General features: G+C 69.0%; 23 protein-coding genes and 1 tRNA gene. 11 read left to right on the top strand and 13 right to left on the bottom strand.

The window, feature by feature from the left end; genetic code table 11:
• The first annotated feature begins 8 nt into the window (after positions 1-8).
• Together G3576_RS11925 and G3576_RS11920 are read left to right on the top strand one after the other, a co-directional pair.
• A complete protein-coding gene (locus G3576_RS11925) occupies positions 9-1,100 on the top strand; it encodes a protein-glutamate methylesterase/protein-glutamine glutaminase (protein ID WP_164694624.1) in 1,092 nt (363 codons plus the stop codon).
• Positions 1,091-2,803, top strand: a complete 1,713-nt coding sequence (locus G3576_RS11920) for a methyl-accepting chemotaxis protein (protein ID WP_164694623.1) — start codon at positions 1,091-1,093, stop codon at positions 2,801-2,803. The genes G3576_RS11925 and G3576_RS11920 overlap by 10 nt, the downstream gene beginning before the upstream one ends.
• A 10-nt stretch (positions 2,804-2,813) precedes the next feature.
• Here the strand turns inward: G3576_RS11920 and G3576_RS11915 are convergent, their stop codons facing one another.
• The 4 genes from G3576_RS11915 to G3576_RS11900 all read right to left on the bottom strand — a co-directional run bounded on the left by G3576_RS11915 (position 2,814) and on the right by G3576_RS11900 (position 5,757).
• A complete protein-coding gene (locus tag G3576_RS11915; protein WP_164694622.1) occupies positions 2,814-3,401 on the bottom strand; it encodes a HupE/UreJ family protein in 588 nt (195 codons plus the stop codon).
• 175 nt (positions 3,402-3,576) lie between these two features.
• Positions 3,577-4,971: an amidase gene (locus G3576_RS11910; RefSeq protein WP_164694621.1), complete on the bottom strand. Its 1,395-nt coding sequence runs from the start codon at positions 4,969-4,971 to the stop codon at positions 3,577-3,579.
• On the bottom strand, positions 4,968-5,159 hold the full coding sequence (locus G3576_RS11905) for a hypothetical protein (RefSeq protein WP_164694620.1): 192 nt from the start codon (positions 5,157-5,159) through the stop codon (positions 4,968-4,970). The genes G3576_RS11910 and G3576_RS11905 overlap by 4 nt, the downstream gene beginning before the upstream one ends.
• A gap of 88 nt (positions 5,160-5,247) precedes the next feature.
• Entirely contained in the window at positions 5,248-5,757 is a 510-nt protein-coding gene (locus tag G3576_RS11900; protein ID WP_164694619.1) for a ferritin-like domain-containing protein, read from the bottom strand.
• 161 nt (positions 5,758-5,918) lie between these two features.
• On the opposite strand from G3576_RS11900, the gene G3576_RS11895 reads away from it, so the two are divergent.
• The 3 genes from G3576_RS11895 to G3576_RS11885 all read left to right on the top strand — a co-directional run bounded on the left by G3576_RS11895 (position 5,919) and on the right by G3576_RS11885 (position 8,725).
• Positions 5,919-5,992: transfer RNA gene (locus G3576_RS11895), tRNA-Arg, on the top strand.
• A 1,177-nt stretch (positions 5,993-7,169) separates the two neighbouring features.
• A complete protein-coding gene (locus tag G3576_RS11890; protein WP_164694618.1) occupies positions 7,170-7,589 on the top strand; it encodes a helix-turn-helix domain-containing protein in 420 nt (139 codons plus the stop codon).
• A gap of 689 nt (positions 7,590-8,278) precedes the next feature.
• The gene (locus G3576_RS11885) at positions 8,279-8,725 is read left to right on the top strand and encodes a helix-turn-helix domain-containing protein (protein WP_164694617.1); all 447 of its coding nucleotides are present in this window, start codon (positions 8,279-8,281) and stop codon (positions 8,723-8,725) included.
• 799 nt (positions 8,726-9,524) lie between these two features.
• Here G3576_RS11885 and G3576_RS11880 read toward each other — a convergent pair.
• Positions 9,525-9,809: a hypothetical protein gene (locus tag G3576_RS11880; RefSeq protein WP_164694616.1), complete on the bottom strand. Its 285-nt coding sequence runs from the start codon at positions 9,807-9,809 to the stop codon at positions 9,525-9,527.
• An 853-nt stretch (positions 9,810-10,662) separates the two neighbouring features.
• Here G3576_RS11880 and G3576_RS11875 point away from each other — a divergent pair.
• Complete coding sequence (locus G3576_RS11875; RefSeq protein ID WP_164694615.1) at positions 10,663-11,067, top strand: response regulator; 405 nt, start codon at positions 10,663-10,665, stop codon at positions 11,065-11,067.
• Positions 11,068-11,407: 340 nt separating this feature from the next.
• On the opposite strand, the gene G3576_RS11870 is transcribed toward G3576_RS11875, so the two are convergent.
• The 8 genes from G3576_RS11870 to G3576_RS11835 form a co-directional block, all read right to left on the bottom strand.
• Entirely contained in the window at positions 11,408-12,721 is a 1,314-nt protein-coding gene (locus G3576_RS11870) for a DUF3631 domain-containing protein (protein WP_164694614.1), read from the bottom strand.
• Entirely contained in the window at positions 12,718-13,707 is a 990-nt protein-coding gene (locus G3576_RS11865; RefSeq protein ID WP_164694613.1) for a hypothetical protein, read from the bottom strand. Before G3576_RS11865 ends, G3576_RS11870 begins: the two co-directional genes overlap by 4 nt.
• On the bottom strand, positions 13,707-14,030 hold the full coding sequence (locus G3576_RS11860) for a hypothetical protein (protein ID WP_164694612.1): 324 nt from the start codon (positions 14,028-14,030) through the stop codon (positions 13,707-13,709). The genes G3576_RS11865 and G3576_RS11860 overlap by 1 nt, the downstream gene beginning before the upstream one ends.
• 19 nt (positions 14,031-14,049) lie before the next feature.
• Complete coding sequence (locus G3576_RS11855) at positions 14,050-14,328, bottom strand: hypothetical protein (RefSeq protein ID WP_164694611.1); 279 nt, start codon at positions 14,326-14,328, stop codon at positions 14,050-14,052.
• Positions 14,329-14,557: 229 nt separating this feature from the next.
• Positions 14,558-14,779, bottom strand: coding sequence for a helix-turn-helix transcriptional regulator (locus G3576_RS11850; RefSeq protein WP_207622783.1), 222 nt, complete (start codon positions 14,777-14,779; stop codon positions 14,558-14,560).
• A gap of 360 nt (positions 14,780-15,139) precedes the next feature.
• On the bottom strand, positions 15,140-16,489 hold the full coding sequence (locus tag G3576_RS11845) for a tyrosine-type recombinase/integrase (protein ID WP_164694610.1): 1,350 nt from the start codon (positions 16,487-16,489) through the stop codon (positions 15,140-15,142).
• Positions 16,490-16,719: 230 nt separating this feature from the next.
• Positions 16,720-16,947, bottom strand: a complete 228-nt coding sequence (locus G3576_RS11840; RefSeq protein WP_164694609.1) for a hypothetical protein — start codon at positions 16,945-16,947, stop codon at positions 16,720-16,722.
• Positions 16,944-17,204 (bottom strand): hypothetical protein, encoded by a 261-nt coding sequence (locus G3576_RS11835; RefSeq protein WP_164694608.1) that lies wholly within the window; start codon positions 17,202-17,204, stop codon positions 16,944-16,946. The genes G3576_RS11840 and G3576_RS11835 overlap by 4 nt, the downstream gene beginning before the upstream one ends.
• 73 nt (positions 17,205-17,277) lie before the next feature.
• Between G3576_RS11835 and G3576_RS11830 the strand changes: the two genes are divergently transcribed.
• The 5 genes from G3576_RS11830 (at position 17,278) to G3576_RS11810 (ending at position 23,732) form a co-directional block, all read left to right on the top strand.
• Positions 17,278-17,739 carry a hypothetical protein gene (locus tag G3576_RS11830; RefSeq protein ID WP_164694607.1) on the top strand — a complete coding sequence of 154 codons (462 nt, stop codon included), beginning with the start codon at positions 17,278-17,280 and terminating at the stop codon, positions 17,737-17,739.
• A 98-nt stretch (positions 17,740-17,837) separates the two neighbouring features.
• Complete coding sequence (locus G3576_RS11825) at positions 17,838-18,641, top strand: HpcH/HpaI aldolase family protein (protein WP_164694606.1); 804 nt, start codon at positions 17,838-17,840, stop codon at positions 18,639-18,641.
• Between the two features lie 211 nt (positions 18,642-18,852).
• Positions 18,853-19,950: an OmpA family protein gene (locus G3576_RS11820; RefSeq protein WP_235951831.1), complete on the top strand. Its 1,098-nt coding sequence runs from the start codon at positions 18,853-18,855 to the stop codon at positions 19,948-19,950.
• A gap of 180 nt (positions 19,951-20,130) precedes the next feature.
• A complete protein-coding gene (locus G3576_RS11815) occupies positions 20,131-21,753 on the top strand; it encodes a carboxyl transferase domain-containing protein (RefSeq protein WP_164694926.1) in 1,623 nt (540 codons plus the stop codon).
• Positions 21,750-23,732, top strand: coding sequence for an acetyl-CoA carboxylase biotin carboxylase subunit (locus tag G3576_RS11810; RefSeq protein ID WP_328728962.1), 1,983 nt, complete (start codon positions 21,750-21,752; stop codon positions 23,730-23,732). The genes G3576_RS11815 and G3576_RS11810 overlap by 4 nt, the downstream gene beginning before the upstream one ends.
• Positions 23,733-23,790 lie beyond the last annotated feature (58 nt).

Here is a 23,790-nt window from a genome sequence, read left to right as displayed (position 1 = left end):
GCACTGGCATGGCAGGTTCCTCCGCTCGCCCGATCCGTGTGCTGATCGTCGATGACAGCGCGGCGGTGCGCCAGGCGCTGACGCGCATCCTGGCCGATGCGCCGGATATCGAGGTGATGGGGACCGCGCAGGATCCCTTCTTTGCTGCCCAGCGCATCCAGCAGGAAGTGCCGGACGTCATCATCCTCGACATCGAGATGCCGCGGATGGATGGCATCACCTTCCTGCGCCGCATCATGGCGCAGCGCCCCCTGCCGGTGATCATCTGCTCCTCCCTGGCGGAGGATGGGTCGGAGACGCTGCTGCAGGCGATGGATGCCGGCGCCGTGGAGGTCATTGCCAAGCCGCGCATGGATACTGCGCAGTTCCTGCTGGAATCCGGCGTGCGCGTCTGCGACGCGGTTCGTGCCGCGGCGCGGGCGCGTCCGGGGCGGCGCATGGCGGGCGCGCCCAGCCGCACGGTGGAACGCAAGCTCACCGCCGATGTCATGCTGCCGCCCCCGGTCAGCCGTGCCATGGCGCGCACGACGGAGCGCGTGGTGTGCATCGGTGCCTCCACCGGCGGGACGGAATCACTGGCCATGGTGCTGCAGGCCCTGCCAGCGGACAGTCCCGGGATCGTGATCGTGCAGCACATGCCGGAACGCTTCACCGCGGCCTTCGCCCGGCGGCTCGACGGCCTCTGCAAGATCGACGTCAAGGAAGCGGAGGATGGCGACGCAGTCCTGCCGGGCCGCGCGCTGATCGCGCCCGGGAACCGCCACATGCTGCTGCAGCGCGGCGGCGCGCGCTACCACGTCTCCATCAAGGATGGCCCGCTCGTCTCCCGCCACCGTCCCTCGGTGGACGTGCTGTTCCGATCCGCCGCGCAATATGCGGGGCCCAATGCCGTGGGGGTCATCATGACCGGCATGGGCGATGACGGCGCGCGCGGCCTGCTGGAGATGCGCAAGGCCGGCGCGCATACCGTCGCGCAGGATGAGGAGAGCTGCGTCGTCTTCGGCATGCCGAAGGAGGCGATCGCACTTGGCGCCGCGGAACGCGTGATCGGTCTGGACCGCATTCCCGTCCTGCTGTCGGAGGTCCGCCGATGGAACTGAACGCCGCGCTGCTGCGGACCATCCGCGACCGCCTGGCGCCCGCCTTCGCGCCGGTCGATGACGACCTGTTGGCGGTGGGGGATCGGCTGGGCCATGCCGCCGGCCGCATCGATGGCATCGGCGAACGCTTCGGCTCGCTTCGCCAGCTGCTCGATTGCGAGACGCTCGAAGCGGCATCCCGCCAGCTCGGCGCTGCGGCGGCACGCATGACGACCCTCGCGACGCAGGCGGAGGCGGAGAATGCGGCGCTTGGCGAACTCGGCACGCATCTGCGTGCGGTTGGTGGGCGGATTGCCTATCTCCTCCGCATCAATCAGGCGCTGGGGGTCCTGACGCTCAACGCCGCCATCGCCAGCAGCACCCTCGATACGGACAGCCGCGACATCGTCACCTTCCAGACCGATCTGCGGCGCCTGACGGATCTGGCGGCGCAGACGGTGCAGCGCTTCGGCCAGCTGCATGCCGCGGCGGTGAAGGACCTTGCCGCCATCGCAGCGCAGCAGGAGGCCTTCATGCGGCAGCACGGGCCGAAGCTGCGGGAGGTCTCCCAGCGCATCACGCGGGGCCTCGATTCCATCACCACCCTGCGGCGGCAGGCCAGTGCGGCGGCGGAGCAGACGCAGGAGCGAGGCCGGGCCATCAGCGCCGCGATCGGCGCCGTCGTGACCGCGCTGCAGGTCGGCGATGCCACGCGGCAGCGGCTGGAACATGTGACCGATGCGCTGGGCGAGCTCGCGTCGGGGCTGGAGGGTGCGGATCGCCCCTGGTGCCATGACCTCGATCCCGCTTCGCGCGGCGCGCTGGCTTCGCGTGCCATGGCGCTGGAAGCGGCACTGCTGCGGGACGCCGGCGGCACCCTGGCGCAGGAGATGCGGAGCATCGCGGACTCGCTCTCCCGCCTCGGGCGCGAAACGCAGGGGATGGTCGACCAGGGCCAGGCGCTGTTCGGGCGCGGTGGGCGGGACGGTCGGTCCTTCCTGGGCGCGCTGGACGGGGATCTGGGTGAGGCCGCGTCGCTGGTTGGCTCCAGCAAGGCCAGTCGCGATTCGCTGGATGCCGCGATGGCGGCCATCGATGGCCACATGCGCACCCTGCGGGCCGGACTCGATGAGATTCGCGGCATGGAGATCGACCTGCGGGTGGTGGGACTCAATGCCGTCTTCCGCTGTGCCAGGCTGGGCAAGCAGGGAGCGGCGCTGGGCGCCGTGACGATCGAGCTGCGCGCCTATGCCAAGCAGATGGCGGAAGGCGTGCAGGGCCTGGCGGAGGCGCTGGAAGCCGCGCTCGCGATCGGCGGCCGGCTGATGACCGCCGGCGGTGAGGCCGGGGCGCTCGATGACATGATGGCGGCGATGCGCACCGGCCTTGAGCGGCTGGGCGATGCGGGCCGCGCCATGGATGCCGCGATCGCCGGGCTGCGCGCCGAAGGCGGGCGGGTGCCGGAGGAACTGGCCGCCATGGTCGAATGCCTCGACACCGCCCTCGCCCTGTCCAGCGCCGTCGGCGCCATGGGCGGGGAGCTGGATGCCCTGTCGGCCGCCGCCCCGCCGCCGGAGCCCTCCCTGCTGCGGGACCGCCTGATGCTGGTCCACGCGGTGCCCTTCACCATGGAGCGGGAGAGGGAGATCGCCCGCGGCTTCGGCGCCGATGTGCCCCAGGCCGCCGCCGCGGCCGCGATGGAGGTGGACGACTTCCTGTTCTGACGCGGCGCGGTCAGGCCAGCAGCGCGGCCGCGCCCACCACCATCGCCACGATCCCCGCGAGGCGTGGCACCGGGCCGAGCGAGGGACGTTCGGCCGCGATCTTCGCGATGCCCAGCACCAGCGCCGTCTGCACCACGGCGAGGCCGAGCAGATAGGCCAGGACGGGCGTCGCTTCCGCCCCGATCACCGCTTCCGCGAAGGCCTGGCCATGCGCCAGGCCCGCCACGGCCAGCAGCGGCGCCCAAAGGTTCGCGGAGGCGTCCCGCCGTGCCGCCAGCGCGATGCCGATGGCGATGACGGAGAGCGCGACCAGGATTTCCGCCCCCGGCAGCACCAGCCCCTGCCAGGCCGAGACCACCCCCACCAGCGAGGCCAGGACGAAGATAAAGGCCCGGATGACGCCCCAGCCCGCCAGCCCCGCGATCAGGGCGAGGCCGATCAGGAAGGCCAGGTGATCGAGCCCGATCACGGGATGGCCGAAGCCGGAAAGCAGGCCTTCCAGCAGCGTCGTCGGCATGGCGCCGCCCATCGGGTGATGCGCGGCGGCCGGTCCCGCGGACAGGGCCAGGGCGGCGATCGGCAGCAGCAGGCGGTTCATGGTCTCGTTTCCCCAGTCTTGGATCAGGCGGATGTCATATCAACGGCCCTTTCGCGTGACCGCTTCGGGGCCCCCTCAGACGCCGGGCGGAAACCTCCGGTTTCCTTGGCTTCGCCGCATAGGCGGCGGCGCCCATTCGGGCGCTCGGACCGGTCAAGTGACCGGTCCGCTGGTATCAGGCGGCCAGTGCCGGGCGGCGCTGGCGCCAGGACGTGGCCCGTTCGAAGGCATGGCCGGCGCGCAGCACCAGGGCATCCTCGAAGGGCCGCCCGATGATCTGCGCGCCCACGGGCAGCCCGCCTTCCCCGAAGCCGGTGCAGACCGTCATGGCGGGCTGGCCGGTCAGGTTGAAGGGAATGGTGAGGCCGGGGGCCTCGAGGCTCGCGAATTTCGACACCTTGTCGATCGGCGGCGCCTCGCTGGCCTGCGCCGCGGTCAGCAGCAGGTCGCAACCCCGCATGGCCTCCGCCATCGCGGCGCACAGCTCCCGCCGCCGGCGTTGCGCCTGGACGTAGTCGGCGCCGGAGACGAGCGTCGCCAGCGCCAGCCTCTCCCGCAGGATCTCGCCATAGTCGCGGAAGCGGGTGCGGAGCCAGGGTTCGTGGACCGCCAGCGCCTCCACCATCAGGATCAGCCAGCCGGTCGCGTTCCAATCCATCAGCGGCGGCAGGGTGACGTCGCTGAGCACTGCGCCTTCCGCTTCCAGCACCTCCGCCAGATGGTCCACGCCGTGCCGCACCGCGGGGGTGACGACCAGGTCGGACTCGTGAAAATGCCGGATGATGCCGATCCGCAGGCCCTTCACGCCATCGCCGAGGCCGGCCAGCAGGTCCGGCGCGGGACGGTTGGCGGAGGAGGGGTCGGAGGGGTCGTGCCCCGCCATGGCCTGCAGCAGCAGCGCGCAATCCTCCACCGTCCAGGCGAGGGGGCCGGTGGTGTCCAGGCTGTGCGCGAGGGGCAGCACGCCGGTGCGGCTGCAGAGGCCGTAGGTCGGCTTGATGCCGGCCAAGCCGCAGAGCCCCGCCGGGCCGCGGATGGAGCCCCCGGTGTCGCTGCCCGTCCCCGCCGGCACGATCCCGGCCGCGACGGCCGCGCCGGTGCCGGTGGAGGATCCGGCGGTGAAGCGCGTGGTGTCCCAGGGGTTGCGGGCCGGCGGCCAGGGCAGGTCGAAGGAGGGACCGCCCCAGGCGAATTCATGCGTGGCGAGCTTGCCGACCATCACCATGCCCGCCTCGGCCCAGGCGCGCACCACCGTTGCGTCCTGTGCCGGCACGTGATGTTCCATCACGCGCGAATGCCCGGTGGTCGGCACGCCGGCGGTCTCGAAGATGTCCTTGTGGCCGACCGGGATGCCGTCGAGCGGCCCATGCAGCGCACCCTGCATCTGTCGCGCCTCCGCCGCCCGTGCCTGGTCCAGCGCGATATCCGGCGTCAGGCGGATGAAGGCGTGCAGGGTAGGGTTCAGGCGCTCTGCCCGGGCCAGCGCCTCCCGCGCAAGCTCCACGGGCGAGAGGCTTTTCGCGGCGATCGCGCGATGCAGATCGGCGATGGTGGCGGGAAGGGCGCTCATGCGCGCTGTCCCGGCACGAAGAGGGTGGCGGGCTCGACGCCGACCGCGCGCTCCGTCCGGATGCGGCCCGTGCTGGCGGCGATGTGGCGAGACACGTCGATCAGCGTCGCGCGCTCGGCCTCCGTCAGCGTGATCCCCGCCCGTGCCATGGCGGCATCGAAGACGGCAGCTGGGTAGGGCTCGGCCATGGCGCGCCTCCGGCGTTTTGCGCGCGCAGTATGCGCGCCCTGCCGGAGGCGTGAAGGGGAGGGGGGCCGTAGCCCCCTCCGGACCGCGTCAGATGCCGGAGGTCTGGCCGGCGGTTTCCCGCTGCATGTAGCGGCGGGTGGTGGCCTCCAGATTGTCCTCGATCCACCGCGCCATCGCGATCTCCTCCTGCAGGCTCTGCTCCAGCAGGCGGGGCGCGCCGGTGTCCCCGGCGGCCTGCGCCATCGTCAGCAGGGACCGGTAGCTGGCGATCTCCATGTGCTCGAAGGCGAAGTTGGCGAAGCTGTTCTTGATGACCTCGTCCGGCGCCAGCGCATGGCCGATGGCCGCCATGTTGCCCATCAGCGAGGTGCCGAGATCCTTGAGGCCGGAGGGAGAGGTGCCGAGCCCGTCCAGGATCTGCGCCAGGCGTTCCTGCTGCCGCTTGCTTTCCTCCCCATGCAGGCGAAGGCGCTCCCGCATCTCCGGGTAGTTCTCGATCCGCTCGACCTGGCGGTTGATGAGCTGGATGGCCTGGGCTTCCAGCGCATGGGCGTTGGTCAGGCCGGTGATGTAGATGTCGCGAATGCTGCTTGCCATGGTGACTCTCCCTTGGTCGCGTCTGTCTGGACCTGGGGGACGAACGGATGGGCGTTCCCGCGGTTTCTCTTTGTTCCGGCCGGGTCCGATCGGCGGCGCAGGCCGTCGCGGGGCACGCCCCCTCGCATGGCGCGGGCGGGCTGTGCTATCGGTCACGCGGCGTCCTCGTAGCTCAGCAGGATAGAGCACCAGATTCCTAATCTGGGGGCCGTGGGTTCGAATCCCGCCGAGGACATTCCCCTTTTCAGTCGGTTAGCGGGCGCTATGGCGCTCATATTCGGCGGACCCCGTTCTTGCGGACCCCACGCGGACCCGCTCGGCCGGGTCCTTTGCCGGGGCCGGTGAGGCAGGTGTTCCGGCGCCGCCCCCGCACCAAGTGCGGCAGGCGCGGGGCGTAGCATCACGTCTTGGGGGGGGGGCAGGAGGAGGAACCTTTAGGCGGCGGAACCTAGCGCAGCTGTGCCCGCCTAAACGCTGTGGCTCGGCGCCAGCGGATAGGACCCAGGCCCATAGCTCCTCGGGCAATCGCGCTCTGACCAACTGGCAGCATCTAGTCGTTTGGCGGACACCGTTTCCGCTAGCAACCGACCAGCTTCAATGTGTTGCAGGTGTCGCCCGCCAAGGTCCACAAATCAGGCCACAAGATGCCGCTTGCGCTGCCGTTCGCGGCTCGCCCGCTGGATGCTGATGGTTGATCAACTGCGGTCCGGGCCGTGACCTCCCGGATGCCGTGTTTACGGCGCGCGACCCTTGATGCTTACCGGTCGCTCCGTCTCCACGGCCGGCAGGCCTTACAGCTAACGCGTCGGGGACCACCCGCTTCCGCAGCAACGGCATCTTATCGTCATCATTGTAAACGCATCGTTGAGCCTGCGATGCGACACCTAATTGCGACGCCCTTCAAAGCGCGCGAAGCGTAAGGCTCTAGGTTTCCATAATGTAATCAGACCAAACATTGCGATGAGAGCAACGTCGCCCAGTATACCTAATCGCGTTTTCGTGATGAGACCGATTGCATGCAAGCTTGGTGGATTTCGTTTTCACGCCGCGCTCCGGGCTGCGTCGTGGCTGACGATGCTGAAGAGGCGCGATGCATCGCTCATGAGGAAACAGGCGTCTTCCCTGAGGATGTGCAACCTCTTCCGGCTCTGGCCACGCCGGTCCTGACCATGCAACGCCCTTGGCATGCGGAGCGCAACGACCCGGCATGCGCAAGTCCCGCTGCCTGCGCTGGTCACACAACATGTCAAGCACTTAGTCTTAAGTGCCCAGTGGCGCGTCTAATCCCTCCGCCTTGAGCGCGATGTCGTTGTTGCGACGGTTCATGCATCTGGAGCTTACAGCAGAGCATTCCATGCCGTCGCTCGAAGACATTCGATACTTGATCCGCATTTATGGCGAATGGGGCGAACATGCGCGCGAAGATCACTGAAGGCTGCAAGCGGGCCACCGAGACAGACAAGCGCGTGGGTCGCAATCTTCGTACCTTAAGATTGCAGTGCGGTCTATCGATGGCACAGCTGGCTCGCCAGATTGACTTACCGTATCAGCTTATCGGGCGATTTGAGCTTGGCAGGAATTGCATCTCAGCCGGCCACCTTCCGACGATCGCGGCGGCGCTCCGGGTGCCTATCGATGCCCTGTTTGAAGACGACGATGGGACCCGCCCCATCGCTGTCGTGGGCCACCGGCTTGCACCGTTCATGCGTGACGCGATGGCGATTACCCGCAGCGAACAGCTGGCAGCACTCAATGCTGTCGCTCGGTCACTGGCGGCAACATCGCCCGCTTGCACGGCAAGTGATCACGGCGCGGCTACGGAGGAGAGGTAAGCACAGCTGCCCAACACCATCGCGGGCGATCGGCACCCTGACAATTCCCTACATTTTCTGATTTTCCTGCGAGCCAATGCGCATTCTTCGGCAGCTAGTAGACAAATCACCAGTTAAACCGATTGGAAAATGACACTTCCAAACGTTCACTGATTGCATATCGGCATCATGCCGAGAAGGCACCAAGCCTTGGCTCCAGATGAAGGCTGCCGGCTCCATGCGTATCAGAGTGATCGCGTCAAACCTGCCAACCCAGTCAAGCCTTCTGACTGCTTTGCGCTACGAAGGTCTCAGACCGGCGACGCTTACCGTCACTCGATCCCCAAAGGTGTTGAACGACATGTTCTCCCCCTTCGGGGCCGTCGTGATTGAAGCCGATGCAGTAAATGCAGCTGTTCTTGACAGCGTCCGATCCGCCCTTGACGGCATGCGTGCGATGGCATGCCAGTTGTTGAGCACGCCGGTCGTAGTGGTCGTGAGAAGCGCTTCCGCCAAGGAAAGGTGCAGCGCCCTCGACGCTGGCGCGGACGACGTTCTAGTAGCGCCAGCGGCGAAACGCGACGTTGAGAACCGCGTGCGGACGATCCACGAGCGCATGCGCAGAGGCAATGCTGCCTAAGCGCCGCTTGGCCGGCAAGCCGATCGACGCAGCCGATCACGCCGCAAGCACATCGGCTATCGTTAGCAGCATGCGAACCAAACCCAGCGAAGCCGGCAAGAGGATCGATGACATTGAAAGGCGCGTGGGTCGCAACCTGCGCCGGCTAAGGATGGAGAGGGCGGTTTCACAGGCAGCGCTGGCCGACCACCTCGGCGTGGTCCACCAAGTCGTGGGGAGGTTTGAGCTTGGCGTTGTCCGCGTGGCGGCAGGCTACCTCCCCGGCATCGCGGCCGCACTGGGGATTGCCGTCGATGACCTATTTGCCGATGACCAGGACGCCCACCCCATAACGGTCACAGCCCAGCGCCTAGCCCCCTTCATGCGCGACGTGATGGTGATCGCGGGAGATGAGCAGCTAGACGCTTTGAACGCGGTGGCGAAGGCTCTCGCGGAGGCATCAGGGGCGCTCGGTGCGGCGCTACATCAAGTCGCGGAGCTGTCTGCGGCGGCGGGTAATCTGCCGCCTAAAGCCTAGGGCATTCGGCCTTCGACCACCCTTCCTCGTGCATGCGGCGTCCAACGTCGGCACCGCCTACTATGACGGAAGCAACCACCCGATTGCCGCTCCCGTGGTGCGGCAGGAGAAGCAGCGGGACCGCCTCAGTTTGGCGGCGCAATTCGAGGCGCGCAGCGCGCCAGCCTGCTTCGCCGCGCTCGACGGTATCCACCCCACGCACGCGTACGCGAACGGGCTGCGCGCGTTCCTCGCATGCCGCTGTCAGGGTATCGCCGTCCGCCCAACGGTAGGCGACACAGTGCCACGACACATCCTCTGGGTAGGTACGCGCAGGCTCCGACCAGCGGCGGCACTCTGCCGCTACCGCGACGCAGGGCGCCACCAGCGCGGCAGCAATTAGGATCGGCAAGCGGAGCGGCATCGGAGGCTCACAATTTCGGTTTCAGGCTGGCAGATGATTGACCCAGCGTTGGCCTCGGGAAACGATCTAGCATCATAGCCAGGGTGTGAACATGATCGGCCGGCTTTCCGTCATCGTGGCGGCGACGTGCCTAGTATGGTCATTGCCGGCAACGGCGCAGTTCGGCCCGTGCGCGGGCCTCGCTGACCCCCGGGCGAGGCTTGAGTGCTATGACCGCCAGGCAAGTCCTTCACAGGCGCCGCAGGCGGCACCACAGCGGCAAGCGCCGCAGGGCTCAGCTGGCGGCAGTTGCACTCCCACAGCGCCATGTGTCGGCCCGCGTGGCGGCGTCTACTACTACACGGCTTCCGGCAATAAGCGGTATCTGCCGCGACGCTGACAGCCGGCGCCGGGCGGCTAATGAGCCTTCCCAAACATCACGTCCGGCCGCCCCCCGCGACGCTGCGGCGCGTCGCTGGTCGCCACAGGTCGCTCATCCGCCGCGCCCTCAAGCGGCGCAGCGCAAAGGCTCTGCCATTCAACGGGCGCCCATGCCGCTTCAAGTAGCCGGCGCACGTTGTCGAGTTGCAGCGCATCGCGGTCGTCGCCGTTGTCGGCGGCGTCCTGAGCGAAATCTAGCAACGCGGCCAACGCGCGCTCGCGGCGCTCCGTTTGTATCTTTGCGTGTGCGCGAGACTGCATGGCTCCCCTCCGGTCGATGGCGAAACGACGACCTCTGAGGTAAAGCCTAACCAATTAAGCGATGGTTACACCATTACATCAACCTATTGGCGAACACCTTTTTCCACAATTATAGATTGATACTTCACTATCTTTGCAATCTTCGGTTGAATTTTGTCTCACTGGCAATCGCGGCCGGCGCTCACACTTAGCCCCGCGACCCCGACCCATGCGGCTTAGGCCAGAACAACTCGGGGTTCCCGGTCAGCGCCCCCGTCAGCCCGTCCAGCGCGTCGATAGCTTTCCCGGTGGCCTCGTATTCCGGGCCACCGATCTCGGCTTCGGTGCAGGTGCGGCGCGTAGCATCAATCGCGGCGAGCGCATCCACCAGGGTGGCCGGCGAGAGGGATCGTTGACGGCGCGGCATGGCCCAACACGGCGGCGAAACACTGAGCGCAAGATGATAGACAAGTGTCTTTAATTCTTTATAGGAATGAATTGCCTAATCGGAGTTGATGCCGTTCCTGGCTACTCAAAGTCCTGGGGCGTCGGCGCTAGAGTGCGCGTTGTAGGGCGGCGGCCACATGCGGCAGTGCCGTAGCCACCGCTCCTCCCGCTCCAGCCGTTCCTTCAACGGTCGCCAGAACCATTCGCTGTGATCGCGGGCGGCGGTGTGCCGGTGCCATGTCAGGCAGATGCGATGTGTAGCACCACCTCTTCGGTGCTGTTTGTCTCATTCCCCATACAATGCCCCACATTGATCTATACTCGACACAAATGTTTGACGGGGCAGCGCCGCTTACTTCGTTCACGCCGCAACGTTACTGTCGTGCAGCCGGCAATCAATCCGTCTTGCAACAGACGGACGTGTCTAATGGCTACGCCGACCAATACTCCAAAATTCGACAAAAAGCCGTTGTTCGGAAAGCGAGTTATTATTATCGAGGATGAAGGCATCCTTGTTCTATTGCTTGAAGACATCGTCGTCGCGGCCGGTGCTGAGGTGGTCGGTTCGGCGGGCGCGGTAGCAGACGCACTTCGCCTCATAGAACACGAGCGGTTAGCCGGTACGATCGATGTAGCCCTGGTCGACATGAAGCTACACCAAGAGTTCGCCTTCCCGGTGCTCGAAACGCTCAGGCGACGCGGCATCCTTACCATCATAATTACAGGTTATGAGGCATGGCATGCGCTGCGGGAATACACTCCCGCACCAATGATCTCGAAACCTATTGATGCATCGCACCTTGTGGCGACGATTGCTCAATTTTGCGAATAGTTCCGGAGCGGCCGCCTCGTTCATCGAGAAGCGCGCCTGGCAATGTGGGTTAGTGGGGAGGGGGGCAAAATCTCCAGCGAGTTCGGGTGACTGGACCGCTCCCTTCGCTCCGCGCACCCATCTGCAATTCAGATGTTGGGTCTGGCGCTTGGCCGCGCGCGTGTTTTCGCAGCGCCTCCACAGCCCCGTCCCGCTCAACCGGTAACACGGTTACAACCCGGGTTTTCCGCCGCTTTCCGCCCATTCGCAGCGGTAACAGGATCGCACCCTGTAACCGCATCCGAACGGCCGCAACGTCTAGAATTTCCTCGCTTGTAACCGCGTTACCGCTCCAGCGCCCCTAGTCGGTGGAGGTGGGGGCAGCAGGTGCCAGATACCGCGACCACGCCTCCTCAAAATGGTCGCGGATATACCCCTTGACCGGGGCACCACCGCCCGGCGGCCGGTAGGTGATCGGCCGCACCCGGAACGGCGCCAGCGCCGCCGCCAGTTGCACCGGGGTCATCGGCCTCCCGTTCTTCCACTCCGGCCACGGCCGCTCCTCCAGCTTCCCCAGCGCCTCGATAATGTCGGTCGAGGGAAGGCGGGTCGCGCCGCGTTCGCTGAACAGGGTGCGCAGATCGGCCAGCAGCAGGGCGCCGGCCTCTGCATTGCCCTCCGCCGCGTTGCGGTGCCCGAATACCTCCAGCAGCGCCCGGCGGGCACGCTGGGGCCATTCCCCGCCGGCATCGTCCGCGATGGACAGCAGCACCACGGAAATGTCGCCCTCCCGGTCGCCCATCGCCTCCGGCACCTCCGGATCAAGCGGCAGATGGTCCCGCCGGTCCGCCGCCCATCGGGCGAGGCAGCGTGCGGCGTTGTGCAGCGTAGCGCGGGCGCCAGGCGCGCGGAGTTTCGTCACCGTCTCCGCCGCCGCCTTCCGTTGCAGCGTGATCGGCACGCAGCGGTCCGCCAGTGTGTCCGGCAATTTGCCGATCCCCGCCAGCGCCACGGGGCAGAAGGTGGCAAACCTGACCGGCACCCACTCGCCTTTCACCTCCACGACGCGGACAACCTCGCCGCTGCGCTCAAAGCCGGAGTTAAGGATGCCGCGCAGTTCTTCGTTGTCGCCAACGAAGGTGTCGGCCTCATCCACCAGCAGCGTGATGCCGCCCTCCTCCCGCAACGCCTCCACCGTGCGGAATACGCCGCTGGCGCTGATGTTGTCCGCCTTCAGCGGGCGGTGGCAGGTGGCGCGCAGCAGGTCCAGCAGCGTCGATTTCCCGCACCGCTTGGCGGGCGATCCGATGCCGAGGCGCGGCGTATGCTGGAACCGCTCAGATACCCAGGTGTGCGCGATCCACAACGCGATGGCATCGGCGGCGGTGGTCGGCAGGATCACATGGCGCCGGATCGCAGCCGCCAGCCGGTCCAGCACCATCCCGGCCTCCACCGGGTCCGGCCATGGCACGACGACCTGTAGCTCCACGCCTCGGCCGCGCGGTTGCTCGGGCGCCGGCCGCATCTCCTCCACCATGCTGTCCAGCGTGCCAACGCGAACGCGCAGCCGCTTCGCAGCCGCGTCGCGTTCGCGGTCATAGGTCACGCGGTCCAGCAGGGAGAGGCGCAGGATTTCGGCGGCATCCTCGGCCACCATGGTTGCGGCTTCCGTCATGCCCCCGCCTCCGCCGCGCCGCGCGCGATGCCGTCGCGAGCGGTAGCCTCGGCGTTGCGACGATCCTTCCCGCCGCCATCCATCGCGGCCTGCACCAGCGCCGCATGGGCGGTGGTTTCATCGAGAATGCCGGCCGCGACCAATTCGCCAGCCCGGCACGATGCCCAGAACAGCAGCCGGTGCCGCTCCCCTTCCACCGCATCCTGCACCACGCGCAGCAGGCGGGCGAAGCGCATCACCTCGCCCCCGCTGTAGAGCCTGCCAGGGCGCCGCAGGGCGGTTGCAGCCGGCGGTGGCGGCGATGGTGCCAGCAGCGGAGCGGGAGGCACCACCACCTCCTCCAGCCCCTCCAGAAAGGCCAGCCTGCGAGGCAGGTGATCGGCCCACCCGACGAACACCGGCGCAGCGGTGTAGTGCGGTTGCACTGCGCTGTAGAGGCTGCGATCAACCGGCGCCGCCGCCAGCCACGCCTTACACTCGGCGGAGGTCACGGGGCGGTTGCACCAGCCCCATAGCCGCAGGCGCGCACCGGGCTTGATCCCGTGCGATGCTGTGGCTTGCACCACCAGCTTCGCCACCCGGAACGGTGCCGGCAGTAGTGGCAGTATGGCGCGGGCGTTCGCCTCCAGGTCCGCAGGGTCCATGCCCTCCGGCACCGGCAGGCTATCCACGTCGAGTGCGATCCAGCGGCGCGGCACCTCGCGCAGCGTCGGCGCCTCGCCTGTTTTCGGATCGCGGTGGAGGAGGCGCCGGACCGCGTGTGCGCGATCCGCGTCGAGGATCGCGCCGCGCACCACGCACATATCGGGACGTTGCTCGAATTCCTCCAGCAGCGTCGCCAGCGCCCACAGCCCCGGAAGTTGGAGAGTGTGCAGGTTCACGGTGCGGGTCCGTTGCTGCGCCTCCACAATGCCGTTCGCGTGGATCAGTTTCGCGAACCGCCGGCCGGGAGCGTGCACCACCGTTATCGCGTCGAAGATATCCATCAGGCGGCGTCCTCCAGCATAGGCCAGGGTCCGGCGGTCACGGCGATGTCGCCGGCCAGGTGGTAGCGCACGAACAGCACCTTGTTGCCGTCCGCGTCGGTGCCGATCACCGGGACACTCTCAATCGGGCAACCGGCCTTTCGCAGCCGCGCGACATGGCACGTCGCATTGAGTGCCAGGCGGGGCGGCGCCGCGTTCAGCATCTCCACCCGCGTCATCCCGGCAGGATGTTGCAGCAGCAACCGCGCCACCTCCGCCGCCCGCTTCGGGATCGGCCGGAACGTGTCACCGACGCGCAGCAGGTGACGGTGGCGCTGCGCCACCGGGCGGTGGTCAGCAGGTTCAACGGGTCGCATGGGCGGCCTCCATGGCACGCAGGGCGGACAGCGCCGCCGCGAGGTTCGGATAGGCCAGCGGCACGCGCTGGCCGGGGATGGCGATGCAGGCGCGCGGCTCTCCCTCGGCGTCGAGCATGTCGGCGTGGAGGAGGAGGCGGGCACCCATGGCAGGCGGGCGAGGATGCCGTGCTGCCCATGCGAACAGCGGCAGCGGGGCAGGCGGCATCGCGCGCCGCAGCCGGTGGCGCCGGCCGCAGGTGGGGCAGGTAGTGGTGGCGTTCATGGTGGTTGTCCTGATGTCAGGACCACCAGACGCAACTGGAGCGTGGCGCGAAGCGCGCAGCGTGCTAGAAGGCGGGCGTCACCACCGCATCATCACACCGAACGCTTGCCGCCGGGTCGCTCCACGCGCCCGGCGGTCTTGCGTTAAGGGGATGCGATGTTGAGGAGGCGCAGCGCCGCCAGGATCACCAGCGTCGCGACCAGCGCGGCCAGCGGCAGGAACACGCGGCTCATGCGCGGCTCCTCCCATCCTGGGCCAACTCTGCGGCACGATGCGGGAATGTCCTTGCCGCTGCCCACGCCTCCGCCGCCGCCAGCGGATACACGATCCGTCGCGGGCCAAGCCGGATGTAGGGCGGCCCCTCTCCGGTGCCGCGCCAGCGTTGCAGGGTTCGGGCCGCGATGAGGTAGCGCGCGGCAAAGTCGCGTTCGTTCAGAAAGATTTCAGGCACGCTTGCCTTTCATGGCAACGCGGCCACCGCCGGGCTTCAGCGACTAAAGGACTCCTAGACTTCGGAAGCCACATCACTATGCTGCCCGACGGCGGCCTGCCGCCCTTGATCGAACCAATCAAGCCCGGCCCCTCCGCGCCGCAAACGCGGGGGGGTCATCTTGCCGCCGATGCAGGCGGGTCGAGACCCCCAAAGAGACCTTAGGTTCAACCGTGTCGCCGGATTGCGGCACGTCCTTAGGGCCTGCGACATCGGACACGCTGGCCATGGCGGCACTTGGCGCGTCTGGACGTTGCATGTCCGCGATATCCCAGCCGGGCCTGGGGGGCTAGTCCTTTGTTGGACCAGTCCGGGATTGGCCTACGCCGCCTTCGTCGCGGCGCGTCTCCGCCTAAGCCTCAGCACGTTGTTCGCCGGTTCTTTGCCAGCTTGCGCGCAATCGAGAACCTGCTTTCCCCACGCCTCCAACGCCGCTTTCCGCTCCGGCAGAAATTCGTTGCGCTGATAGACAGCAGCCACGCCGCTGATGGTGCCGCTAACATGGTTCAGCAGGCGGTCGCACACATGCGGTGGGAAGCCTGCACCGGCCAGCCAAGTTACGCCGCTGCGGCGGAAGTCATGCAGCACCCATCGCGGCATCTCGGCCGCGTCGTCACCAGCGGCTTCCTTCCGCTCGCCGGCGATCGCGCCATCAACCTGCCGCTTGGTCCAGGAATGGGCGGTGATCGGCCGGTTGTCGCCAATGCCGAACACCAGCCGGTCCTGGGCGGGAAGCGCTGGAAGCGGCTTGCCCGACTCGGCGCCCAGCATGGCGCGCAGGATGTCGCGCGCGGCGCCGCTCAGATGCACGACATGCGGCTTCCCGTTCTTCGTCCGCGTTCCGGGCTGGGTCCACGTGGAGAGGTCCGCCGCCACCTCGCCCCAGGTCATGCTGCACACCTCCTCCCGGCGCGCGAGTGTCAGCAGCAGAAAGCGCACCATCGGGCCATGCGGCACCGGCACCTTGCCGGCAGCACGCCACACCTCCCCAATCTCGGCGTCGGACAGCACGCGGTCCCGGGCGACGCCACCACCATCTGCCACGGGCAGCCCAGCGAAGGGATTGGACACCAGCCGGCGGCGCTTCACCGCCCAGCCGTAGCAGGCGCGACCATAGGCCAGTGTCAGGCGGGCGGTTGCGGCCTTGCCCTCGCCGGACAGCGCATCAAGCACCGCGACCACCGCGCCATGGTCCAGGCCGGCGGCGGGGCTCTCCAGATGCGCTTTGAAGGCAAGCCGTAGCGCGCGCGTCGCCTCGGCGGCATAGCGCGGGCGGCGGCCCGCCAGATGCAGGCGCGCCCAATTCGCGATCAGCGCCTCCACCGTAAACGCCTTGTCCGCCTTCGCCCGCGCTTCGTCGGCCCGGCGGCGCGTATCCTCCGCCTTCCGGGCCTCGCGTTCGGCCTTCGGATCAAAACCTGCCGCGACTCGGCCAAGCCGGGCTCTCGCCGCCGTCCGGGCCTGCTCCAGCGTGATCGAACCCCAGGCGCCCAGCGGCTCCCGCACCTTCCGCTTGGTGGCGGCATCGGTCCATTGGACGAGGAACACCTTGTTGCCGTTGGCCGTGGCCCGAACGCCAAGCCCCTTCGTCTCCGTATCGAACACCAGCCTGTCCTTAGCGCCGGGCGCCGGGGCCAGGCCGGTGATAAATTTCTCGGACAGCTTCGGCATGGCGCGGACCCCGGTTGCGGACCCCGTGCGGACCCGGCGGTTAGGTCCGCTACGGGTCCGCATGGCGGCTTATGGCGGCCACCTTATTTGCGGACCCAATCGAAAGCAAGATATTTGGCGGCTTACGGCGAGACGGGGCGGCCCTTGGCGGGGCAATCCTCCCTATTCCTAATCTGGGGGCCGTGGGTTCGAATCCCGCCGAGGACATGCCCTGGCTCGCCGTGGCGTTTCTACGCCGCCGGCTCCGCCATCACCGCCTCCACGCGCTCCATCGCCTCGATCAGGCCGCCGCAGCGCGCCATGCCGCCCGTGCCGTCCGGCCGGCGCCAGAGCAACGTCACCGGCACCACGCTGCGGCCGCCCTGGCCGACCACCGGCCGGGTCCAGAGGCGGAACCGGATGCCGGCGCCTTCCCACTCCCACCGCGTCTGTCCGAGGATGCTGGGGGGCGGGGTCATGGCGCGTCCCACCCGCAGGCCGAAACGGCGAGGCGCGCCGCTTCCGTCAGCAGGGCCGCCGGCAGGGCAGGGTGGCGGGCAGCCACGACGTCCCGCGCCGCCGTCACCGCATCCCCTTGCGGCCCGCTGGCCCGGGCGGCCCGCCGCATCAGCGCGAAGGTCGCCGCATCCAGCCAGGCCGGCCGGCCTGCCGCCGCGCGGCCGCCAGCCAGCGCGCGCAGGGGCAAGGCACCAGGGGGCAGGGGCGCTTCGGGCATGGGCCCAGCATGCCGCGAGTCCTGGAACGAATCAAGAACATCAACGCTACCGCCAGATCCGCGTTGTCACGGCATGCCATCCCCGCTCCCCCTCCGTGTCAACCGCGCCCCGGCCCTTGCCCTCTGGGCGACGGTGGTGGCGGAGAGGCTGGGGTATGCGCCCGAAACCGCCCTCAGCCTGGCCGGGCTGCTCGCCGGCATCGCCCCGCCCTTCGCCGGCCGGCCGCCGGGGCCTGTCGCACTTGGCGCGGGCGCCGTGCTGGTGCCGCAGGCCGAAGGCCCGCCACTCGCGGATCGCGGCGATGGCGTGGGCGTGCCCGCGGCGCCGCTCCAGGCCTATCTCCAACGCGCCTTCGGACACCGCATCGACGAGGCACGCGCCGCGATGGCGGAACTGGCCGCGCGCCAGGATCCGGCCTTGCTGGAGTCGCTCACTCTCCCCCTCTTCGCCGCCTTCGCACCGACGCCGGGGGAGGGCACGGTGCGCGGGCGGCTGGACCTCGCCAGGATCGCCGCCGCGGATTGCCGGGCTTGATCGCCGGGGCCTAGGCTGCCCGGCCAAGATCGGAGGGACCGTCCCGCGCCGCCACCACCCGACGGCCCGGCGCCCCCCGCCATGCCGGAGTACGCGCCATGACCGCCCAGCCCGCCGATATCCTTCGCAACCAGGTGCGGGAGAAGCTGGCCCGGGACGAGGTCGTGGCCTCCATGACCGTGCGCCTGGTGCGGGGCATCGAGATCGCGCAGATCGCCGCCAGCGCCGGCTTCGACAGCCTCTATGTGGACATAGAGCACAGCCCGCTGACCCTCGACATGACGGGCCAGCTCTGCATGGCGGCGCTGATGGCGGGGGTCACGCCCTTTGTCCGCGTGCCCGCGCTGACGCCGGCCTATGTCGGCCGCGTGCTGGATGCGGGCGCGCTGGGCATCATCGCGCCGCATGTGCGGTCCGCGGAGGATGCAAGGGCGGTGGTCTCCATGGCCCGATTCGCGCCGCTCGGCACGCGCTCGGCCTCCGGCCAGTTGCCGCAATTCGGCTACCGCTCCTTCCCGGCCGCCGCCGCCAACCCGGTGCTGGACGCCGCCACCATGGTGATCCCGATGGTGGAGACGCTGGAGGCGCTGGACCGGGTGGAGGAGATCCTGGCGGTGGAGGGCGTGGACATGGTGCTGGTCGGCACCAACGACCTGACGGCGGAGATGGGCATTCCTGGCCGCTACGATGATCCGCGGGTGCGGGACGCCTATCGCCGGATCGTCGAGGCCGCGCGGGGCCGCGGCAAGCATGTGGGGGTGGGCGGCCTCGCCTCCCGCCCCGACCTCGTGGCGGAGATCGTCGCCATGGGCGCGCGCTACGTCTCCACCGGCACGGATCTCGGCTTCCTCGCCGCCGCCTGCGCGGCCAAGGCGCGGGAGGTGAGGGCGCTGCGGGGGTGAGGGATGGCCAGGGTCGAATCGGTTTCCTGCCTCGCCCTGTGGCATCGCGGTTTTGTGAGTGTGTTATTCCCGCCACATGGCCGCGCCACCCGCGAGGATGGTTGCATGTCCCTCTCGCCTTGCGCGCATCGCCGGTCTAGATAGGCGATCGATCCGGCACCCGCGTGAGCGGCAATGACCGACCCCCGGCGAAGTCGGGGATAAAGGAGCGATGATGATGCGTATCCGCAACGCCCTTCTGGCGGCGACCTTCCTGGCCCTGCCGCTGGCGGCCCAGGCCCAGCCGATCAGCGGCCTCTATGTCGGCGCTGGCGCTGGCGTGAACCTGCTGCAGGAGTCCGACGTCTCCATCACCGGCCCGCTGGCCACCGGCCTGACGCGCGCCGACCGCAGCGCGACGGTCGAGTTCAACTACGGCTGGGTCGGCGTCGTCAGCCTCGGCTACGGCTTCGGCAACGGCGTCCGCGCCGAGATCGAGGGCAGCTACCGCGAGAACGAGGTCGACAGCATCACGGGCTTCAACACCCGCCCGCTGCGCGCCGACGGCAAGGCCCGTTCCTACGGCATCATGGCGAACGCCTTCTATGACTTCGACCTGGGCGCTGGCTCCTTCCTGACGCCGTATGTCGGCGTCGGTGCCGGCTACCAGTGGCACGCCTATGACAGCGTCCGCGCCCGCGCTTCCAACGGCGCGTCCGTGACGATCGACGGCGAGGACGGCCAGTTCGCCTACCAGGCGATCGTCGGCGCCGCCTTCCCGATCTCCGCGGCCCCGGGCCTGGCGATCACCGCCGAATACCGCTTCATGGGCACCCTGCAGCCGAACATCGACGTCCGCGCCAGCGCCGCCGGCACGACCCGCGGCTCGACGGATGTGGACAACTACAACCACAGCCTGCTCATCGGCCTGCGCTACGCCTTCGGCGTGACGCCGCCGCCGGCCCCGGTCGTCGCCCCGACGCCGGCCGTGGTTCCGAGCCCGGCCCGCACCTTCCTGGTGTTCTTCGACTTCGACCGCGCCGACCTGACGGACCGCGCTCGCCAGATCATCGGCGAGGCCGCGACCAACAGCCGCACCGGCACGACCCGGATCGAGGTCTCCGGCCACGCCGACCGCTCCGGCACGCCGCAGTACAACCAGCGCCTGTCCGAGCGCCGCGCCCAGGCCGTGGCCGCGGAACTCGAGCGCCGTGGCGTGGCCCGCTCCGCCATGTCCATCCAGGCCTTCGGCGAGAGCCGCCCGCTCGTCCCGACGGCCGACGGCGTGCGCGAGCCGCAGAACCGCCGCGTCGAGATCGTCCTGCGCTGATCAGCGCCGGACCTTCCGGAACGGCTACGGGTTGGGGGCGCCGCAAGGCGCCCCTTTCCTTTTGTGGGGTCTATCGCCCCCAGGATTGACGCCGTGCGGGAAGCCGTGCGGCACTAGCCTCCGAAGCAACAAAGGGGGGCAGGGCGTGGCAAGGTGCTTGGGATGCCGGGTGGGCCCGCCATGGGCGTGATCCCGACCAGCGCCGACCCGCGCAGCGACAGCTTCCGCGCCAATGCCGCCCGCATGGCGGCCCTCGTCGCCGATCTCCGCGCGACGGTGGAGCGAATCCGGCAGGGTGGCGGCGAAACAGCCCGCAAGCGGCACACCGACCGCGGAAAACTCCTGCCCCGCGACCGCATCCGCACCCTGATCGACCCCTCCTCCCCCTTCCTGGAATTCAGCCAGCTCGCGGCCCAGGGGATGTATGGGGAGGAGATTCCCGCCGCCGGCCTCATCACCGGCATCGGCCGCGTGTCGGGCCGCGAATGCGTCATCGTCGCCAACGACGCCACGGTGAAGGGCGGCACCTACTATCCGATGACGGTGAAGAAGCACCTGCGGGCGCAGGAGATCGCGGAGGCCAACCGCCTGCCCTGCCTCTACCTGGTGGACAGCGGCGGCGCGAACCTCCCGAACCAGGACGAAGTCTTCCCGGACCGCGACCATTTCGGCCGCATCTTCTTCAACCAGGCCCGTATGTCCGCGGCCGGCATCCCGCAGATCGCCGTGGTGATGGGCAGCTGCACCGCCGGCGGCGCCTATGTCCCCGCCATGTCGGACGAGGCGATCATCGTCCGCAACCAGGGCACCATCTTCCTGGCCGGCCCGCCTTTGGTGAAGGCCGCGACCGGGGAGGTCGTCTCCGCCGAGGATCTCGGCGGGGCGGAGCTGCACAGCCGGACCTCCGGCGTCACCGACCACATGGCGGACAGCGATGCCCATGCGCTGGGCCTGGCGCGGCGCATCGTGGCCGGCCTCAACCGCGCCAAGCCCGCGGGGCATGATGATGTCGCCGAACCGCGCCCGCCCCTCTACCCCGAAGCCGAGATCGGCGGCGTCATCCCCGCCGATCTCCGCGAGCCCTACGATGTGCGGGAGGTCATTGCCCGTCTGGTCGACGGCAGCGAGTTCGAGGAGTTCAAGCCGCTCTACGGCCCGACGCTGGTGACGGGCTTCGCCCGCCTCTGGGGCTACCGCATCGGCATCGTCGCCAATAACGGCGTCCTGTTCGGCGAATCCGCGCAGAAGGGCGCGCATTTCATCGAGCTCTGCGACCAGCGCGGCATCCCGCTGGTGTTCCTCCAGAACATCACCGGCTTCATGGTCGGCCGGAAATACGAAGCGGGCGGCATCGCCAAGGACGGCGCCAAGATGGTGACGGCCGTCGCCACCGCCCGCGTGCCGAAATTCACGGTGATCATCGGCGGCAGCTTCGGCGCCGGCAATTACGGCATGTGCGGCCGCGCCTATGGCCCCCGCTTCCTCTTCATGTGGCCCAATGCCCGCATCGGCGTCATGGGCGGCCCCCAGGCGGCCAGCGTGCTCTCCACGCTCCGGCGTGACGCCATCGAATCCAAGGGCGGCACCTGGCCCGCGGAAGAGGAGGCCCGCTTCAAGGCCCCGATCGAGGCGCAATACGAGACCCAGGGCAACCCGACCTATGCCAGCGCGCGGCTCTGGGATGATGGCGTGATCGCGCCGGAGGATACGCGCATGGTGCTGGCGCTCTGCCTCTCGGCTTCCCGCAACAACCCGGTGCCGGGCTGGCAGGGGGAGCCGCGCTTCGGCGTCTTCCGCACGTGACCGCCTTCACCTCCCTACTCATCGCCAATCGCGGCGAGATCGCCTGCCGCGTCATCCGCACCGCCCGCGCCATGGGGCTGCGCACCATCGCCGTCTTCAGCGATGCCGACGCCACCGCCCTGCATGTCGCCCTGGCCGATGACGCCATCCGCCTCGGCCCCGCCCCGGCGCGGGAAAGCTACCTCTCCATCCCCGCGCTCATTGCAGCCGCCCGCGCGACAGGCGCCGAGGCCATCCACCCCGGCTACGGTTTCCTGTCGGAGAATGCGGAGTTCGCGGAGGCCTGCGCCGAAGCCGGCCTGGTCTTCGTCGGCCCGCCCGCCGCCGCCATCCGCGCCATGGGCAGCAAGGCCGCGGCCAAGGCGCTGATGGAACAGGCGGGCGTGCCCCTCGTGCCCGGCTACCACGGCACGGACCAGTCAGACGCTACGCTGCGGGCGGAGGCCGCGCGCATCGGCTTCCCCATCCTGGTCAAGGCCAGCGCCGGCGGCGGCGGCAAGGGCATGAAGGTCGCCGCCGACGAGGCCTCGCTCGACGAAGCCATTGCGCTGGCGCGCGGCGAAGCGCTGGCCGCCTTCGGCGATGACCGCCTGCTGCTGGAACGATACCTGACCAGGCCCCGGCACATCGAGATCCAGGTCTTCGCCGACACCCACGGCAACGTCGTCCACCTGCATGAACGCGACTGCTCCATCCAGCGCCGCCACCAGAAGGTGGTGGAGGAAGCCCCCGCCCCGGGCATGACGCCAGGGCGCCGCGCCGCCATGGGGAAGGCCGCCTGCGATGCCGCCCGCGCCATCGGCTATGTCGGCGCCGGCACGGTGGAGTTCATCTCCGAAGGCGACACCTTCGCCTTCATGGAGATGAATACCCGCCTCCAGGTCGAACACCCCGTGACGGAGGCCATCACCGGCCAGGACCTGGTCGAATGGCAACTCCGCATTGCCATGGGGGAACCCCTGCCGCTGGCGCAGGCCGAGATCCCGCTGGCCGGCCACGCCATCGAGGTCCGGCTCTATGCCGAGGACCCCGCGCGGGACTTCGCCCCCTCCATCGGCACGCTGCGGCACCTGGACCTGCCCGCGCATCTCCCCGGCATCCGCATCGATTCCGGTGTCCGCGAGGGCGATGCGGTGCCCATCCACTACGACCCGATGCTGGCCAAGATCATCGCCGCCGGCCCGGATCGCGCCACAGCGCTGCGCCGCCTGTCCCGCGCGCTGGATGCCGCCGCGGTGGCCGGCATCCGCAGCAACCTTCCCCTGCTGCGCGCCATCGCCGCGCATCCCGCCTTCGCCGCCGCCGACCTCGACACCGGCTTCATCGCCCGCCACGCCGCCGCCCTGCTGCCGGAAGCCGGCCCCGTCCCCCGCGCCGCCCTCGCCGCCGCCGCGCTCCGCCTGCTGCGCGATGCGGAACACCGCGATGCCGCGGACCCGCACTCCCCCTGGGGCAGCGCCACGGCCTGGCGTCTCAACGGCGATGGCTACCAGGATTTCCAACTGATCGACGGCGAGGCGGAACTCGGCCTCCGCCTCCACCCCGGCCACGCCATCGACTTCGCGGATGGCAGCGCCGCCCTCGACGCTCCAAGCTGGGATGGCGATGCCCTGTCATTCACCCTCGATGGCCGCGCCATCCGCGCCACCGTCGCGCGGGATGGCGACCTGCTGATGGTGGTGCTCGGCGGCGCCACGCATGACCTCCGCCACCGCGACCCCCGCGCGCCCTCCGGCGAGGAACAGGCCGGCGGCGGCCGGATCCTCGCCCCCATGCCAGGCCGCATCCTGCAACTGCTGGCCGCACCCGGGGACCGCGTGGCGCGCGGCGCCGTGCTGCTGGTGATGGAGGCGATGAAGGTGCAGATGCGCATCACCGCCCCCGTCGCCGGCACGGTCGCCGCGCTGCGCTGCACCGCGGGCGACCTGGTGGAGGATGGCGCCGAGCTGGTCGTTGTGGATCCCGATCCTCCGGCTTGACCGGAGCCTCCCATCCCGTGATGCTTAGGCACCGAAGCAATTCCGCCGGGGCCTGAAT

The organism is Falsiroseomonas algicola, from assembly GCF_011040385.1.
GTDB lineage: Bacteria > Pseudomonadota > Alphaproteobacteria > Acetobacterales > Acetobacteraceae > Falsiroseomonas > Falsiroseomonas algicola.
The sequence above is the reverse complement of the archived record's forward strand: the minus strand, read 5'-3'. Positions and strand labels throughout refer to the sequence as shown.